Raw genomic sequence first — 17,279 nt, forward strand, 5'->3', positions numbered from 1 at the left:
AAATTACTTCGTAATCTTTGTGCCCTTCGTGGTAATCAGTTACTACTTTCATTTTTCAATAGACATAAACGATTGCTACCATGAGTGAATCTGCGAAAACGCTACTATTTCTTGCCATTGGGGTAGTTGCCATTGGGGCCGGCGTATGGGGCTCGCGTGTGGGGGAGGACTTCGACCCAGAGGAACTTGTCGGCGATGAACTCACCGCGGACTTTGATGTCGAAGAACCCAATCGCATGCGGCTTGTGCGATACGATTCCGCAACGGCTGAGGCCCGCGAATTCGAAGTAGCCGAAGCAGACGGCCTGTGGACCATTCCCTCCAAAGAAGGCTACCCAGCCGACGCCGCCGATCAAATGGCCGATGCCGCTACGGGGCTCGTCGGCTTGGAAGTGCTTCGCATTGCGGCGAGTACAGCCGAAGACCACGCGAAGTACGGCGTGGTCGACCCTAGTTCCTCTGGACTTGACGCGAACAGCGAAGGTATCGGCATACGCGTCAGCATGACCGGCAAGGATGATGAAAACCTGATTGACCTTATCGTGGGTGACGAAGTGAAAGGCACACCCGAGTTGCGCTACGTACGTCGTGCCAATCAAGATATTGTGTACGTTGTGGAACTCGATGCAGAGAGCCTCTCGACCGACTTCTCCGACTGGATCGAAGCGGACTTACTCAAGCTCAACGCGTTCGACATCGATCGCATCAACATGAACGACTACTCGATCGAACTGGGCCTCGTGATGACCCAGGGCGGATTGAGCCGCGACATCACTGGTGGCGATCGCCGCGAACAAATGATGTTCACTTACGACCGCGAAGATGCGAAGTGGGCCATTGAAGAGATCCGCGAATTCAATAAAGAGAAAGGTACTTTCAACAAGGTCGAGCTCACCGACGACAAACAACTCAACCAGGAAGCACTCAAGGAACTGGCCACTGCAATCGACGACCTGAAAATTGTCGATGTCGAACACAAGCCAGAAGGACTAGGCGTGTCGCTGACCGCTGGTGAGCTACTCCTGGAGAGCCAAGACGCCATCGAGAACTTGAAAGAACGTGGCTTCGCTCCGACTCGTTTGGAGGAGAACGGTCCCATCGAGATCCTCTCTAGCGAAGGTGAAGTGATCGTCACCATGAACGACGGAGTGGAATACCTCCTCCGCTTCGGCGGACTGCAAATGGGAGACGAAGCAGGAGCCAATAGCGAAGATGGCGAAGGCGTGAATCGTTACCTATTTATTACCGCCCGCGTGAATGAGGATGCCATCGAGCAGCCTGAGCTGGAAACACTTCCCGAATTACCCGCCGGTGCTGAGGAACCAGAGCAGGCGCCTGCGACAGAAGAAGAGTCAACGGAGACTGATGCTGAAGAGGAAGAAGAAGAAGAGGAGCAAGCGGAAGAAATGACTGGCGACAACTCCGCTGAAAATGTCACCGAAACAGCTGACTCCGATGCAGAAGTCGACTCCGAAGAAGCCGACCCCGAAGAGGTATCGCCCGACGCTCCCCCCGAAGCTGAAACCAAAGCGGCGGCTGAGACTGACACAGAAATGAGTGAGCCCGCGGCCAATGGCGAAGAGGTACTCGCAGAACTGTCCATTGAAGAAATCAAGGCTGAGCGGGAACGCATCAAACGCGACAACCAGCGCAAGCAAGGTGAATTCAATGAAAAAGTAAAGCAAGCAGAGCAGCGCGTTGCCGAACTGAACGAACGTTTTGGCGACTGGTACTACGTAATCGACAACAGCGTCTACCAGAAGATTCACCTGAGCCGCGATCAAGTGATCGTCGAAAAAGGCGATGAAGAAGAGAATACAGGCGGCGCACCTGCCAACCCGCTGCAAGGCTTGCCAAGTTTGCCCGGGCAGTAAGGTTGCCATCTAGCTTCATTCAGTGCTAGGCCCTTCGTTCAGTGGCAGGGCGTTCATGGTACGCCTCGCTCCACTCGACGGTACCCTACGCGAGTTCTTCGCCCAGCGCCCGTAGGAAGTCCAGCGTGAACAGCCCGGTATCATGGCCGTCGCTAAAGTGAATCGAGTACGCGTATCGTCCCATTGGATTCATTTGGGCAATTGCCAGCGGGCGAGTTTCTTCCGGAGCCAACACATTCAACTGCGTCGACGGCGGTGGCGGGGCTTTACGTTTCTCGTTGCAACTCGCACAAGGGCAACGCTCACGCAAAGTTCGCAGAGGATAGACGTGCTCGACATCGTCGCTCCATACGATCTGTAGATGCTGATCGTCCAGCAAAGTTAAAGTAGTAGGCTGTAGGGTCATGATGCTGCTCTTGGATTTCCTCTAGCAGAGTAGGCCGTATCTCGGAACGCAGTTACAGCGTTCCGAGATCGTTTGCCGCAACTGCTCGTTGCTTGTTAAGGCTTACGCCCCACGCTGATCAATGAATCGTCGCGCCTTGCCCTCAAATCTTGGCAAAGACATCGCTGGTGCCAATCGTACTTCGACTTTCAAGCCTAACCGCAAGCCTAGCTCTTCGGCAATACGCTGGGGGCTTTGCAGGCGGTCTTCGACTTCAACGATCAACTCGTCCATTTCCCCCCGTTTACGCACTGTCAGGCGATACTCGGTCACCTCTGGGAAGCTGCGGAGGATTTGCTCGACGGAACTGGGGAAAATGTTCACGCCTCGAATGACCATCATGTCGTCGGCTCGCCCGAGGACGCCCCCATCAAGGAATACAAACCGATTCGTGCCCGCCCCGAGCTCCGCTGAGGGGACTTCTTCGCTAGACAGCGACTCACTCGACCAGCGTGGGCGAACGAGGTCGCCTGTTCGATAACGCAGGATCGGCATTCCATAGCGGCCCAGTGAGGTGAGCACCAAATGAGCCAACTCACCCTCCGCGGCCGATCCTTCGTGTTCGACAGAATAGAATTCGGCGAGGAATTCGCTTTCCAACACGTAGAGTCCCTTGCCTGCCGGATCACCATAGCCCCAGGGGCCAACTTCGCTCGCGCCACTGTGGTCGGTGACGCGCGCCTGCCAAGCGGTTTCGATGCGCGACCGCACACTCTCTACGGAGCCACCCGGCTCACCCGCCACGATGATTCTCTCGACAGCAAACTTCCCGAGGTTAATTTTGTGCTCTTCAGCCACCTCAACCAAGTGCAGTGCATAAGTCGGCGTGCAAAGCAAAACGGTAGTAGCCGTGCGCTGCATGAGATCCAGCCGCGCGAGAGTGTTCATGCCGCCACCGGGCACTACTAAAGTTCCGCGGGCGACCAACGCATCGCGCGCGCTCCAGAAACCAATGAAGGGCCCAAAGGAAAAAGCGAGCATCACTCGATCTGCCGAAGTCACTTCCGCAGCATCAAGCACGTACTGCCAACAATCCATCCACCACTGCCAATCTTCCTCCGTGTCGAACACGCCCAGCGGCTTACCGTGCGTTCCGGAAGTTTGGTGAAAACGCACATACTGATCGATGGGCCAGGTGAGGTTCGCCGGCGTGGCGAGTGCCCCGCCCTCAGTATGAGGCGCGCGAGAGAGCTCGTCCTTGACGGTCATCGGTAGTTCGGCCAATTGCTCAAAACTGCGCAGAGGCAACGCTAATCCAGCAAGCTTTTCTGCATAGAAGCTATTGGTTGGTAAGATGGTCGCGAGCAGTTCATTCACACGCGTGAGCTGATACGCCTGGAGCGCCTCGCGATCGAGTGCTTCACTTCGCCGGCGGTGTTCAAAGGAGCCACGCATAGAGCAATGCTTAGAAAATGGTCTGGAAAATCTGCAAAGGACTCGTTAGCCGCTAACTTTGTCAGCGCTCGGCCTATCTAGAGAACCAGCGCCAACCAAGGTCGGCGGCTAAATTTCTCCTGGCTTGTTTGGGTACCGCGTCCGGCTCAACACAATGGCTACCCATCCGAGGGCAAGCAAAACAGTTTCGCGCCGGCGCGAAGATACATCTTACCTTGATATACTGCCGGTGTGGAGTTAGTCGCTTCGCCCAGTTCCGTACGGCCCAGAAGTTCGAACTTCTCACCGGCACTGATAGCCACAACTGTGCCTTCTGTGGAAATACAATAAATCTTATCGCCCACCACAATCGGTGAACCGAAATAGTTTCCGCCCACACGCTCTACCCAGAGGCTCTTCCCGGTGTCGATATCGAAACAATTCACCTTGCCGCGATCGTGCCACAAATACATTCTATTTTCGACCACCACGGGCGTCGGCACGTAGGGAATGTTGCGAGTAAACACTTCGGGCTTGCCGGGATTGTCTCCATCGGGTGGAATCGTCACGGCTACAAGTGCCTTGCCATTTCCCCCACCACCGCACTGGCCGTAGACACGCGTCCCAACAAGCAGTGGCGAACTTACCGTGCGCGCCGGAAAAACCTTGGGCATCTCCCACAGCAAGTCACCGGACGCGACGTCAATCGCTTGCATGCCGCCTTCCATACTGTTGGAAACGACTGCCTGCACTGCCCTACCCTCTTTGGTAGTCTTGAGCACACAGGGAGTCGAGTACGTCGCTTTGCCGGCAGGCCGCTCGACCTTCCAGCGAAGCTCGCCCGTCGTTGCTTCGAGTCCCGCCAAGAAACCGCCACTCGGCGTATCGCATTGAATGCAAACCGTATCTCCAACGACAACAGGTGATATACCAAACCCGTGAACGCCGGCATATTCGCCCAGATTGCGATTCCATACAAACTCACCAGCGTGAGTTGTTGCGATAACCCGCAACTGACCTGCTTCGCCGAGACAGAAGTAGACGTGTTGCTCGTCAGCAGCCGGCGTGCAGGAAGCAAAACTATTCGCAGCATGCATGGGATACGAGCCTGCTTGAGCTTCGTACCCCCAGCGTTTGACTCCATCGCTTGCACCGTAGCATAGAAGCGAAACATCACCCTCCTGCTGGCCTCCACACGTTACATAAATGGAATCGCCCCAGCCAATGGGTGACCCGTGCCCCGCGCCTGGTAAATCGTCTTGCCAAGCGTAGTCGTCCTCCTTCCACTGGGCAGGAAACGCTACTTCCTCTGCAACTCCTGAGCCATTGGGGCCACGAAAGCGTGACCATTCCTGGGCGTCCGCGTTCGAAAACGAGAGTGCCAATAAGAAGAGGCAAGATGCTATGGTTTTCATACAGGTGCTTTCGAGATCCAGTACATCAATATTATGACGTAGGGTATTACCGAGGAATTAGGCACACCATGTCCCTGTTCATGGTATGCCTCGTTCCTCGGCAATACCCTACACTAGCAGTGGTCTTTGTGTCCTTCGTCGTTCAAGATCATCAACGTTCGATATTGTACGATTCCACCTTGCGATACAGCGTCGCTCGCCCAATGCCCAACAGTTTGGCGGCTTCGGGGATGTTGTCATTTGTGCGTTTGAGCGCCTCGACAATCAGTCTCTTTTCCCATGCTTCAATTTCTAGTGTTTCAAGAACCGGTTCACCGCTGTCCCGTAGGCCCAGATCTGTAGGCAGAATCTCTTCTCCCTCGGCTAGTACCACAGCACTATCCATCACATTGCGCAACTGGCGCACATTGCCTGGCCAGTGATAGTCGACCAGCTTCGCTCGGGCCGCTTTGCTGAGCGTCAGACCTGGCCGGCCACGTTCCACCCGATAGTGATCGAGAAAGAAATCGATCAACAGCGCCACATCATCGCCGCGCTCTCGCAACGGCGGCACCTGGAGCTCAAAGATGCTGAGGCGGTAGTAGAGGTCTTCGCGAAATTTCTTCTCCCGAACAAATGACTGCAAATCCCGGTTGGTCGCTGCGACCAGACGCACATCGACAGTCACCTCGTGTGTTGCACCTACCGGCAGGAACGGATGTCCTTCGAGAATGCGCAGTAGCTTCGCTTGCCCCTCCAATGGTAACTCGCCGACTTCATCCAGGAACAGCGTGCCAAGATTCGCCTGTTGAAAATAGCCGATGTGGTCACGATCTGCGCCAGTAAATGCTCCCTGCTTGTGCCCGAATAGGTGGCTTTCGATCAAATCTGCGGGAATGGCTGCACAGTTTACGGACACCAATGGCTGCTCGGCTCGGGGACTGAGCCGATGGATCGCCCGTGCTACTAATTCCTTGCCCGCCCCGCTTTCCCCACGAATCAACACTCCACCCGGCGCCTTTGCCACGCGATCAATCTTCCGCTTCAGGGCTTGCATCGGCTTGCTATCGCCAATCAGATCCCCATAGCCTGGCGAGGCAGCGACCAGTCGTTCGTGCTCAGTCTGCAAGCTACGATTCGCATGTGCGCGCACCAGTGCGATGGTTAACAGGTTGGCAACCGCGATGATAAAATCGAAGTCCGACTGACGAAAACGCCCGTCTTCCAAATAGACATGCAACGCTCCGAGCGTCGCACGCTCGCCATCGTCACCTTTGCGCACCAAGGGGGCACAAACGGCATCAGCGTAGGGTGAATCCTCCGAGTCGTTTTTTTCCGAAGGTTGATTCGCAACCCAAATCGCGTGCCCCTGCTGCAACACCAACTCGGTCAGGCTCTCACTCAGCTTTAGACGATCCGCCTTTTCTTGAGGATACACCAACTGCGGACGCAAATTCCCCTCGTCATCGACCCACAAGAACGCGACGACGGCTGCTTTCGTGCGTTCCTCCAAAAGACCAAGTGCGATACGCACGGCACTATCAGGATCTTCTCGCCCCAGCAGTTGAATGCTCAACTGGTAGAGCAGTACTAACTCCTGAGCTTGTTCCGGTGTGGGCAATGCGGCAAGAACTTCTTCGTTGCTCTGCTGGACGGCGATCGGCATGTCTTGCACGATCGTTTGCACGAGTAGCGGGTCGGTCGTCTCTGCGGTCGGAGGGTCATCCGAAAGGTGAAACGAAAACTCGTTCGAGCCCACGTGCAGGTGGTGAGTGTCGGCAAGGGTCGCCTCGTGCACCTTCTGGCCGTTAACGGCAATGCCGTTGCGGCTTTTCTGATCGACAATTTCCCAACCCGAGTCGGACAGGTGGATGATGGCATGCACCCGCGAACACTTCGGATCGAGCAGAGTCACATGGCAATCGCTACCGCGACCGATCAACGTCTCACGCGTCGGGTCCAACGAAAAGTTCGTACCCGATCGCTTGCCAGTAAGTAGTGTTAGATAAGCGTACAACGCAACTGCATCCCGAGGGCTGTGTTAGCAGAGAGGCTCTATGGTACTGGATGCGAAGCCCATTGAAAACGATCCCCTGCTCTAATAGCCGGCGAGCTACGCCTCGACCGGAAGCCAACCCAGGATCGGGATCGAAGACAACGAGGCTCGCACTACCTACTCCACACTACCTTTCCCTTGCCTTCTTGCGCCTTTATACTTTTAGAAGTGCGGGACTCCCAGAAACGCGAATCGCTCAGCGAACCAATCACGCGGGGAGCCCCATGACGGGCTGTAGCTCAGCTTGGCTAGAGCGCTGCGTTCGGGACGCAGAGGTCGGAGGTTCAAATCCTCTCAGCCCGACTGTACAAACAAGCAGGTAATTTTCGCTGACCACATGTCAGATCTCTCTGCACAAATGCAAAGAAGAATGCAGAGTTCCGATTATCCAGTAACGTACCCTTGGACTGGAAAAAACGGACAATGCAAATCCCACAACTGTGGAAGAGTTTTGGGAGCTGCATTTGCCAAGTCTGTGCCTGTCAATTTCAAAGTATCGAAGTTGAAAGCCTTCCACCGTCGACAGAGCTATTGGATTCGCTACGCTCAAAGTCGAATTGATCGAGGCAGGAAGCTCGATATTTGCCAGATTCCCGGCCTCATCCGCGACGCGAAATCCATCGACTATTAGTCAAATACAATGTAAGATGCGTGCCTTCGCTCCCGGCTTCAATCTTGCGATGGCTACAGCATGTACAAGAGTATTGTTTTGTTGTTGATGGCTGCTCTATCAATTGGATGCTCTCCAGAAACGGTTTTACAACAAGCCGAAGATACTCCACCGCGCCCAGCGGGTGATATAACTACTGCAGATGCAGGGCACCCCCATAAGATTGCAACAAAGCACCTACCTAATCCAGTCCAAGTTCATCCGAAGGTGATTTCCGGCGGCTTGCCAGAGGGTGACAGAGCGTTTCAGGAACTCCAAGACTTGGGCGTCAAGACAGTTATCAGCGTCGATGGTGCAAGGCCCGATGTGGCGATCGCTAAGAAATATGGACTTCGATACGTTCACCTACCACACGGGTACGATGGTGTGCCAGAAAATCGCATCAAAGAATTGGCCAAGGCAGTCCGTGATTTGGACGGACCAGTATACATTCATTGCCACCATGGAAAACACCGCAGTCCGGCTGCGGCCAGCGTGGCCTGTGTCGCGGCTGGGTTGATACCACAAGTAGATGGTTTGTCAGTTCTTAAAATCGCAGGCACTAGCCCGAACTATCGTGGGCTGTATGAATCTGCCCGCACGACAACACCTTTTGAGGACGCCTTGTTGGATGAACTCGACGTAGAGTTTCGAGAGTCGATGGAAGTGCCACCGATGGCCGAAGCGATGGTGGCGTTGGAGCACACGCACGACCACCTCAAGGCGATTGCTGCTGCCGGGTGGCGTTCCCCCGGTGATCATCCCGACCTGGACCCGGCCCACGAAGCATTGCTCTTCCGAGAACACTTCACTGAGCTACTTAGAACGGACTACGTGCAGCAGAAGTCGGAAGAGTTTCAGCAACTTATGCGGGGCTCTGAGGAAGCTGCACAGAAGTTGGAGGACACCCTACGCCAATGGCAACCAACGGAATCTCGGCCTGCTCCACCACCCGCCTTGGAACAAATATTCACCAGCATTACAGCCGACTGCAAGACGTGTCATCAAAAGTTTCGCGACGTTCCACTTAGTGAGAAGTAGTTCAGAACTCCGCTTGGAATTGAGTGCGAAATAAGACGCCACTGTCGCCTACGAGTATGTCGCTGGTTGTGTTCTGTTCTGGGCTACCATCCAAAGCCGTTACGTCGAAAGACACTTTCACAGCTGGCGATTCAAGTGGATACCAATTCAATCCTGCGGCGTATTCGGTGCGCTCGCCAAATAACCCACTCACCTGTGAGTAACGAACGTTCCAGTCGAGTCGCTGTGGGACTATGAAACGCCCGCCTTCGACGTAGAATCCTCGTTGGAATAGATCATTGACAGACAGTGCCCCGTCTCCGCGAATGTCTTCGATCCACCGCAAAAAAAGTTCCGTATTGACACTCCAACCACGCCATTTCATAGCCGCATCGACGCCATAAAAGTAGATGTCGAATTCCGATACGGCAACTCCGGCGGTTAGGGCGCCCGTTTGGGTCAATCTTGTACCGTCCGTAAGCCGTATGAAGTCGGTTTCATCAAGTGGTACGCCTACGGCGTCTGCGGCTTGCGACGAGTACACAAACGAGTGGCCGAACCGGACAAGGGGGTCGCTAGTACATTCGAAGTCTACGATTTGGCCGCCAAAGTCTCCGAACGGATCAAAGTAGTTTGTGGAAGCGAACGCAAAGCGATTGTCGGTCGTTGAATTAGGCAGGTTGGCGGTTCGGTATCCGTTACCCGCCATAATCTCATAGTGTCCCGTGTTCCCAATTTTGCCAATGCCAAACAGACCGATCGTCCGATCAGGGCGAAAGAAATCGCAGGCCATCGGTCGGTCGATAAATCGGGTCCGACGTGCTCCCAGTAGCCATTGTCGGCTTGCGACGACTTTCCGCTTACCCATTTGAATCAGAAATCGGTCACTACACTCCCATGCCCACCAGTAATCGAAAAAATCAACTGTGTGGCCCCCGTCAGTGTCGCCGTCAAGCTGCAAGAAATAGGTTAGTCTTGGGTCTTGTGCATACCCTGAAAAAATCAAACGTGCGCGTTCAATGTCGAAAGCGTTTCGGTTGCGTATCGGGCGAGTTACGCCGGCATTGTCTGTCCAACTGTCTGCGTCACGGCTAAAGGCATGGTGGCGAAACTGAATCCATCCATTGACCTTCAACTCAAGCGGATGCTTTTCCGAGTCGAAGGGTCGCAGCACAAACCCCTTATCGTGGTCCGTGTAGTATCGCAGTGTGCGGAAGTCTGGGGATGACCCCGCGTCGCATAATGGTTCGCATGAATCTTCTACCACCACGGGCAAACGGCGGATGGTAGACGCGACGCCGCAGAAAGGTTCGTCTTTACTAGCAGATTCGTAGACCGACGCTTGGCGTTCTACTTGGTCGCGTAGTTCGCTGATTTCAGCCGCTTGTTTATCTAGTAACGACTTGAGTTCTGCTGTCGTGGGGTTGGCGAAAACGTCTTGCGAGCAGACAGCCCCCAGGAGCAAACAAGTACTCGCAAGGACTGAGAATATCCGATTAGAAACACGTAGCATCTTGCCACTCCGAGCCTTGCAAATCCTTCGCTGGGCCATCGGAGTCTTGCAGACAGACTTTGGTTCCACCGTCGTGGTACACCGACGGCAAGATACATCGGCACTTGCACTGGTCGTTGTTTAGGTTTTTACAGAAATACGGGCAGTTCGGGGGAAGGAACTCTTGCTTGCTCTTGTCCTACCCCAGGGAAACGGTTCTAGCCGACAATCTCGTTTCACGAAGCTGGAGCCACAACAAAATCCACACTCTCACGTTTTTCTTCCAAAGACAACATGGTAGATCGTAGATCGGGGTAGCTTCGCGTGTCACACCACTGGACATGGTTGTAGTTAGAGCGGTGCTGGGGTCGTTCGCCGCTGCCACTGCCGGCGAACACTGTAATCTCGGCAGGTCCTTTATAGCGGTCCTCCAACCAACGTTGTAACAATTGCTCTTGATCGCCCAGCGAGCGAATATCTTGCTTGCCCTCACCAGGGCTACTAACTCGGCAGATCATGATTACCTGCAAGGTGGGGCCATGCTTGGGGGCCAGGGGGGGCGTCGAGAAACATCATGTCTATATCTCCTTCGTGACTGTGGTTGGAAATACCACCCATCAAGTATGCATTGGCAGAGGCTCGACGCTCGACGGGGTTAGCCGTCCAGCGGCTTACAGGCGTAGAAGTCCTCGAACGTAAACCGGACAGTTTTCGCGAGGATTGGGCCTAAAACGCGAGTGCTCATCAAGTCGTTAGGAAACGTGAATCGTCAGTCGGCCCGACTTAAAATCAAAACAGCAGTCTGGTTCAAGTCGTAACCGCGGAGACATGTGATTCGTAACCATCGCGCCAAGGAATGATGGAACACATTGCCGTTTCGCGGTCTCGCACAATCGACTGGACGCGGACGTTGGAGGGAGATGCGTTGTGGCAACCTTCGCCTGATTCGATTGCTCAGATCACGCCGAATGCCTTATCGGCATTGCACACGCTGGCCAAACACGACTTTCTTCATGCCGGGCAGATCGCTGCCGTGCGAAGTTCGTTAAATATGAAGCCAGCGTTCTTCTAGGGAGCGACGTCGATTGCCGAAAACGATTGTCGCCGAAAACCTACCGCTTTCACGTTTGGATTTGTCCTGCAAGAATTAGCTGCAAGGGAGAAAGCAGGTATCGTGCAGGACTTCAGCGCAATCATTAACGAATTATTTCGATCGGAATCTCGCCGTGTGCTGGCGACACTAATTCGTGCGCTGGGCGATTTCAATTTGGCGGAAGACGCAATGCAGGAAGCGTTTGCAGCGGCTTCTGCGGATTGGGAATCAAATGGCATTCCCGACGATCCCGTTGCATGGCTGATTTCTGCAGGCAGATTTCGGGCAATTGACCTGATTCGCAGAGAAGCCCAGTTTCGGGAATTGCTGCCGGGTATTGTTTCGCGAGTCGAAGAGATTACATCGCGCAACATGGTCGTCGCGGGACGTGAGATCGAAGACGATCAATTGCGACTGATCTTCACTTGTTGTCATCCTGCGATCGATCCGAGGATTCAGGTGCCGCTCACTCTGAGGGAGGTTTGCGGGCTGTCTACGGAGGAGATCGCCGACGCATTCCTGACAGCTCCCGCCACGATGGCTCAGCGGATTGTGCGGGGAAAAGCTAAGATTCGCAGTGCCGGAATCCCGTATGTCATCCCTTCTCGCGACGAACTTCCGGATCGAATCGACGCTGTGCTGTCGGTCATCTATCTCGTTTACAACGAAGGTTATTCCGCGTCAATGGGCAGTCAACTGCTGCGCGTCGAGCTTTCGAGCGAAGCCATTCGCCTTGGTCGGCTTCTAGTGAAACTGCTTCCGGATCCCGAAGTCATGGGTTTGCTTGCGCTGATGTTGCTGCACGAGTCTCGGCGTGATGCACGCGTTGATAAAACGGGAGACATCGTCCTGCTCGAACAACAGGATCGCTCAACCTGGAACTACCAATTCATCGAAGAAGGACAACGGCTGGTTCAGCAGTCGCTGGCTTCGCGACGCATCGGTGCCTACACATTGCAGGCCGCAATATCGGCTGTTCATGCGGACGCAACAGTTGCCTCAGAGACCGACTGGCATCAGATCGTCGCTCTGTACGACGTGCTGTTCCAGATTGACACATCGCCAGTGGTCGAGTTGAACCGGGCGGTTGCTGTCGCGATGCGTGACACACCGACAGCGGGACTGCAGTTGATCAACGGGATACTCGATCGAGGCGAATTAACCGACTACTACCTGACTCATTCGGCTCGCGGCGAGTTGTTGCGGCGAAGCGGCGATTTGGTGGGGGCGAAGGTTGCATTCGAACGAGCGTTTGAGCTTGCCAAGCAGGACTCGGAACGACGTTTTCTTGCGAAACGCCTGAAATCCCTTGTGAATCACAGGGAAGAACGTGACAAGAATTAATTTCGTGGAATTTTTGGACAGCATGTCGATTCTCGCCGTCCCCGTTCGACTACTGATGAAATGAGAGGCGCTGACCCTGCCTTGGCAACCAATCACTGTGGAGAGCTCAATATGAAATTCATCTGTCTTGGGTACGCTGACCACTCAAAGTTTGCAGCAATGAGCGAGCAGGAGATGCAAAGCGTCATGGAAGAGTGCATGGCGTACGATGACGTTCTGCGGCAGGGCGGGCATTTTGCTGGTGGCAATGCGCTAGAGGACGCGGCGAAGGCAGTCACGCTTCGCTTTCGCGATGGCAACATTCAGGCTACCGACGGGCCCTACGCGGAGACCAAAGAACAAATCGGTGGCATCCTGATTCTCGAAGCGGACAACATGGAACACGCCGTCGAACTCATGTCGAAGCACCCGGGCGTCCGCATCGGACCGTTCGAGATTCGTCCCACCGATGAAACAATCGATAAGATGGTTGCCCAGCGCGATGCTGCGTTCATGGAAAGGAAGAGCTGAGATTCACCAGCAGGAGGAATAACCGATGTTTGCGAAACCGCAGAAAGAGCACGAATGGCTGCATCAACTGGTTGGACGTTGGAAGGTCCATCATGACTGCGAAATGCCCGACGGAACCAAGTCCACAACAGAAGGCACGATGAATTGTCGATCGCTTGGCGGAATGTGGTTGATTTGCGAAAGCACGGGTGAGTCACCTGAAGGCGAAGCTTGGTCATCCATCATGACACTTGGGTTTGATCCGACGAAGGGGCATTACGTGGGCACGTTCGTCGGGTCGATGATGCCAAACATCTGGAAATATAAAGGTAAACTCGACGCATACGGTAAGCGGCTGCCGCTGAATTCGTTCGGGCCACAGTTCGACGGAGGTGGAACGTGCAACTATCGGGACACGATCGACATCTTGGACGCCGACACGTGGCTGTTCGGCAGCGAAATGCAGAACGAAGATGGATCGTGGGTACAATTCATGCATGGGAAACATACTCGCAGTTGAACCAATTCTAAATGAAAGAGAGACAAAAATGAGAGTCATGGTCATGGTCAAGGCGACCAAGAGCTCCGAAGCCGGTGAAATGCCGAGTGAAGAACTGCTGTCACGGATGGGTAAGTTCAACGAGGAACTCGTAGCCGCTGGAATTATGAAATCCGGCGAGGGCCTCAAGCCAAGCTCCAATGGCGTGCGCGTTCATTTTTCCGGAACCAACCGGACTGCAACAGACGGTCCTTTTGCGGAAACGAAGGAACTCGTGGCCGGTTACTGGTTGTGGGAAGTGAAGTCAATGGACGAGGCAGTTGAGTGGGTCAAACGCTGTCCGAATCCGATGCTGGAAGATTCAGATATTGATATCCGCCCACTTTTCGAAATAGAAGATTTCGCGGAGAGCGACCCCACGGGCGAACAAGCGTCGCAAGAGGAGGATCTGCGACGCGCAGTAGCGTTACATCAATCGACGACGCAGCCCTATCTCTTCTTCGCCGGTCGGTGCGACGAAGCTCTCGCATTCTACGAGCAGGCAATCGGAGCACAGATTCTCATGAAAATGCGATTCAGCGAAAGCCCTGAACCGCTTCCCGAGGGCGTGCTGCAATCCGGCTTTGGAGATAAGGTCATGCACGCATCATTCAAAGTTGGGAAGATGAACTTGATGGCGTCTGACGGATGTAATGACGCAACAAAATTCGAAGGCTTTCGGCTGGCGTTGACGGTCGAAAACGAATCCGCCTGCGATTTGGCATTCAATGCACTCGCAGAAGACGGAACAATTGACATGCCATTGGAAGCCACCTTCTGGTCACCACGATACGGTCAGGTTACGGACAAATTCGGAGTCGGCTGGATGGTAATGGTCACGGGCGAGCAACCATAGTGGTTTGTTACAGCCTTGTATCAGCGGAGTGGAATTTGACTGCTAATTGTAAAGAAGAGTACAGATCCTCATGAAATACATGCTCTTAATCTACAGTGACGAAAGCTGTTGGACAGAAGAATCACGCAAAGCATGCATGATCGACTCGATGGAGATCGCGAAAGAGTTGGAGGCCAATGGGAAATGGCTCGACTCCGCGCCGCTCCATTCGGTTACAACGGCGACAGCTGTTCGTGTCCGCAACGGCAATCGCCAGATTACCGATGGCCCGTTCGCTGAGACCACAGAGCAACTCGGAGGGTACTACATCATCGACGTTGATAATCTGGATGAAGCCATTGCAATCGCTGGTCGGCTGCCGCCTGCCACGAAGGGAACGGTTGAGATTCGGCCTCTGTTTCCCTTGCCGGAAATATGGGAAGAAAGAGCCCGGAAAAGCGATGCGTGAAAAACCCAACGACGTTGATCAGTATCTGGACATCGGTTGCGGACGGTGTAAGTTCGGTGGGACCCCGAACTGCAAAGTGAATTCTTGGACCGACGAGCTCACGTTGCTTCGAAGCATCTTGCTGCAGTCTGACCTTACCGAAGAAATCAAATGGAGTGTCCCGTGTTACACGTACGAAGGCCGAAACGTCCTGACGCTCAGTGCGCTGAAAGAGAGTGCGGTCATTTCATTCTTCCGCGGCGCCGAATTGGCAGACTCTGAGGACATCCTGGAGAAGCCGGGGGAGAATTCTCGTTTTGCTCGATACATCCGGTTCACCGATACGAAACAGATCAAGTCGCTGAAGGATGTGCTTCTAGACTACATTCGACTTGCCATCCAAGTAGAGAAAACCGGCTCGAAACCAAAAGCCATTGAAGAGGTAGAGAAACAACATCCCGCCGAACTGACTGAGATGTTCGAGTCAATTCCAAAGTTTGCGAAAGCGTTTTTAGCACTGACTCCCGGACGTCAGCGCGGCTACCTCATTCACTTCTCATCAGCGAAGCAATCAAAGACAAGAATCGCACGCATCAGGAAGTGCATGCCGAAAATCTTCGAGGGCAAGGGCTGGAACGAACGATAATGCGGAAGGTACGAGACCATACGCCGAGTACTCCACCTTGCCCAACCGTTTCAACACCTGCGTGTCGCGAGCCCTGCTGACACCCATTTGCCGGGCCAATAGGACTTGAATCTGTTGACCGTTCCGCTCCGAATTTCGAGACCGATGCGAGTTGGATGGAGTAAGGGTGAGATTGTGCGAAGTTGGACAAATTTCTATGACGATCTGCTTCGTGCAATCGCATCGGTGTTTCGACCGCTGGACGAAATCTTCACGGTAAACCTAACTCATGTAAACGAATTACGCCATTACAACCGCATTGTGGCTGAATACTTCGAATTGCGATGTTTGCAGTTCAACGACGCCACGACGAAAAAGTCTTAACCGTGGCTTGTCGCCACGACTCGACGCAGAACGTCGCTGGTGGTCCAGCCGACGCCACTTTTCGTGGTATCGTCGACTACCTCAGCCCGTAGGATCGAATATGACCAACTGATCCCTGAAACACTTTTGAACCGTTAGGGTGGCGAACCATTCTAGCGAAGCCTCAATAGCTGGCTTTCAATAACTTGCCATCCGCCCGATTGCCCAATTGTTGCAGGACTTGCGGTTCGATGTCTTCCTGGACAAAGCGACTCGAACCATCGGCAAAAGCAAATTGTGCGCCGCCCGGGTGTGCACTACCAAAGCCACCGGTCACCAGCGGGCCCATCGGCGGGAGGGGATCCTCTCCCTTTTGATCACGCTTCCACCGGCGAGATTTCCGGAGGAAGTCGTTCTCGTCGAACCGTGAAGCATTTCTTAAGGTAGCCCGCGTACCGCTGACCCAACCGAGCTCGTCTTCATCCGCGCGGTACTCGCCGAAAAGAAGTGTCTGCGAACTACCATCGAGAATGTCCGTGTAGCGGAGCTTGCTATTCAGGAACAGTAGCCCGTTATTGTCGGCTGCGATGGGCTCTTCTCGACTATGGTAGTTGCCGGCGTAAGTTGTGCGTGCCGCAGTTCCCGCTTCGTTGATTTCCGCCCCTGGGAAAGAGGGGCATATGAACAAATCAACCGTCAACGCACGCACTTCGCTGTTCTCCTTGGCATATGCACCTGCCGATTGATCGAAGTGCCGGTAGGCATTGCTCATCTCCACGTAGGGAAGAATTTGCACAAGCCAACTCACGTGTTGGCCTTCAGGTTCACTGCGGATCGGCCCCTCAGGATTAATCGAGCCCGCGGGCAGGTGCTCGGTGGCGAATTCATAATTGTGCACCGCTAGGGCGAGTTGCGAGACGTTGTTCAAGCAGGAGCAACGCCGCGCCGCCTCGCGCGCCGCTTGCACCGCCGGTAAGAGCAGCCCCACCAGTACGCCGATGATCGCGATCACGACCAATAGTTCGACGAGGGTAAAGCCGCGGCGCCTTGTGCAGTGCTGCGATGTTCTTGGACGAACGGGATTTTGACGGGAGGGGTTGGTAGGCATGTGGAATCTCCTTGAGTTTAGGTTTGCTTAGATGTCATTCCGAAGGGAGTCGAGCGAGCGAAGAATCGCGATTGAACCTTGGGTTGAGCGGATTTCTCGGTCGCTGTCGCTCGGTCGAAATGACATGATGTT

Annotated in this window: 17 protein-coding genes and 1 tRNA gene; 11 read left to right on the plus strand and 7 right to left on the minus strand. The window is 54.2% G+C overall.

The genetic code is table 11. The features are described 5' to 3' along the window. The first annotated feature begins 80 nt into the window (after positions 1–80). Positions 81–1,874, plus strand: coding sequence for a DUF4340 domain-containing protein (locus HG15A2_RS19535; protein WP_145062485.1), 1,794 nt, complete (start codon positions 81–83; stop codon positions 1,872–1,874). A gap of 85 nt (positions 1,875–1,959) precedes the next feature. Here the strand turns inward: HG15A2_RS19535 and HG15A2_RS19540 are convergent, their stop codons facing one another. The 4 genes from HG15A2_RS19540 to HG15A2_RS19555 form a co-directional block, all read right to left on the minus strand. Continuing rightward, entirely contained in the window at positions 1,960–2,280 is a 321-nt protein-coding gene (locus HG15A2_RS19540; RefSeq protein WP_145062487.1) for a DUF971 domain-containing protein, read from the minus strand. Positions 2,281–2,382: 102 nt separating this feature from the next. Next, positions 2,383–3,714 (minus strand): phenylacetate--CoA ligase family protein, encoded by a 1,332-nt coding sequence (locus HG15A2_RS19545; RefSeq protein WP_145062489.1) that lies wholly within the window; start codon positions 3,712–3,714, stop codon positions 2,383–2,385. Between the two features lie 158 nt (positions 3,715–3,872). After that, a complete protein-coding gene (locus HG15A2_RS19550; RefSeq protein ID WP_145062491.1) occupies positions 3,873–5,108 on the minus strand; it encodes an outer membrane protein assembly factor BamB family protein in 1,236 nt (411 codons plus the stop codon). Positions 5,109–5,259: 151 nt separating this feature from the next. Beyond that, positions 5,260–7,104, minus strand: coding sequence for a sigma 54-interacting transcriptional regulator (locus HG15A2_RS19555; RefSeq protein WP_145062493.1), 1,845 nt, complete (start codon positions 7,102–7,104; stop codon positions 5,260–5,262). 267 nt (positions 7,105–7,371) lie between these two features. Between HG15A2_RS19555 and HG15A2_RS19560 the strand changes: the two genes are divergently transcribed. Next, positions 7,372–7,446, plus strand: a tRNA-Pro gene (locus tag HG15A2_RS19560). Between the two features lie 415 nt (positions 7,447–7,861). Further along, positions 7,862–8,833, plus strand: a complete 972-nt coding sequence (locus HG15A2_RS19565; RefSeq protein ID WP_218932111.1) for a protein-tyrosine phosphatase family protein — start codon at positions 7,862–7,864, stop codon at positions 8,831–8,833. A gap of 1 nt (position 8,834) precedes the next feature. Here the strand turns inward: HG15A2_RS19565 and HG15A2_RS19570 are convergent, their stop codons facing one another. After that, positions 8,835–10,325, minus strand: a complete 1,491-nt coding sequence (locus tag HG15A2_RS19570) for an OprO/OprP family phosphate-selective porin (RefSeq protein WP_246117795.1) — start codon at positions 10,323–10,325, stop codon at positions 8,835–8,837. Between the two features lie 215 nt (positions 10,326–10,540). After that, a complete protein-coding gene (locus tag HG15A2_RS19575) occupies positions 10,541–10,822 on the minus strand; it encodes a hypothetical protein (RefSeq protein ID WP_145062496.1) in 282 nt (93 codons plus the stop codon). Between the two features lie 338 nt (positions 10,823–11,160). Here HG15A2_RS19575 and HG15A2_RS19580 point away from each other — a divergent pair, with 338 nt between their 5' ends. The 8 genes from HG15A2_RS19580 (at position 11,161) to HG15A2_RS24875 (ending at position 16,152) form a co-directional block, all read left to right on the plus strand. Continuing rightward, a complete protein-coding gene (locus tag HG15A2_RS19580) occupies positions 11,161–11,376 on the plus strand; it encodes a hypothetical protein (RefSeq protein WP_145062498.1) in 216 nt (71 codons plus the stop codon). 102 nt (positions 11,377–11,478) lie between these two features. Further along, positions 11,479–12,741, plus strand: coding sequence for an RNA polymerase sigma factor (locus tag HG15A2_RS19585; RefSeq protein WP_246117796.1), 1,263 nt, complete (start codon positions 11,479–11,481; stop codon positions 12,739–12,741). 111 nt (positions 12,742–12,852) lie between these two features. After that, on the plus strand, positions 12,853–13,251 hold the full coding sequence (locus tag HG15A2_RS19590) for a YciI family protein (RefSeq protein ID WP_145062500.1): 399 nt from the start codon (positions 12,853–12,855) through the stop codon (positions 13,249–13,251). Between the two features lie 25 nt (positions 13,252–13,276). Continuing rightward, a complete protein-coding gene (locus HG15A2_RS19595) occupies positions 13,277–13,750 on the plus strand; it encodes a DUF1579 domain-containing protein (RefSeq protein ID WP_145062502.1) in 474 nt (157 codons plus the stop codon). A 28-nt stretch (positions 13,751–13,778) separates the two neighbouring features. Continuing rightward, positions 13,779–14,624 (plus strand): YciI family protein, encoded by an 846-nt coding sequence (locus tag HG15A2_RS19600; protein WP_145062504.1) that lies wholly within the window; start codon positions 13,779–13,781, stop codon positions 14,622–14,624. A 70-nt stretch (positions 14,625–14,694) separates the two neighbouring features. Beyond that, a complete protein-coding gene (locus HG15A2_RS19605; protein ID WP_145062506.1) occupies positions 14,695–15,072 on the plus strand; it encodes a YciI family protein in 378 nt (125 codons plus the stop codon). Continuing rightward, positions 15,065–15,697 carry a YdeI/OmpD-associated family protein gene (locus tag HG15A2_RS19610; protein ID WP_145062508.1) on the plus strand — a complete coding sequence of 211 codons (633 nt, stop codon included), beginning with the start codon at positions 15,065–15,067 and terminating at the stop codon, positions 15,695–15,697. The genes HG15A2_RS19605 and HG15A2_RS19610 overlap by 8 nt, the downstream gene beginning before the upstream one ends. Before the next feature lie 323 nt (positions 15,698–16,020). Continuing rightward, positions 16,021–16,152: a hypothetical protein gene (locus tag HG15A2_RS24875; protein WP_261342137.1), complete on the plus strand. Its 132-nt coding sequence runs from the start codon at positions 16,021–16,023 to the stop codon at positions 16,150–16,152. 71 nt (positions 16,153–16,223) lie between these two features. Here the strand turns inward: HG15A2_RS24875 and HG15A2_RS19615 are convergent, their stop codons facing one another. After that, positions 16,224–17,147: a DUF1559 domain-containing protein gene (locus HG15A2_RS19615; protein ID WP_145062510.1), complete on the minus strand. Its 924-nt coding sequence runs from the start codon at positions 17,145–17,147 to the stop codon at positions 16,224–16,226. Positions 17,148–17,279: the final 132 nt, after the last annotated feature.

Origin of the sequence: Adhaeretor mobilis, assembly GCF_007741515.1 — a bacterium.
Classification (GTDB): Bacteria; Planctomycetota; Planctomycetia; order Pirellulales; family Lacipirellulaceae; genus Adhaeretor; species Adhaeretor mobilis.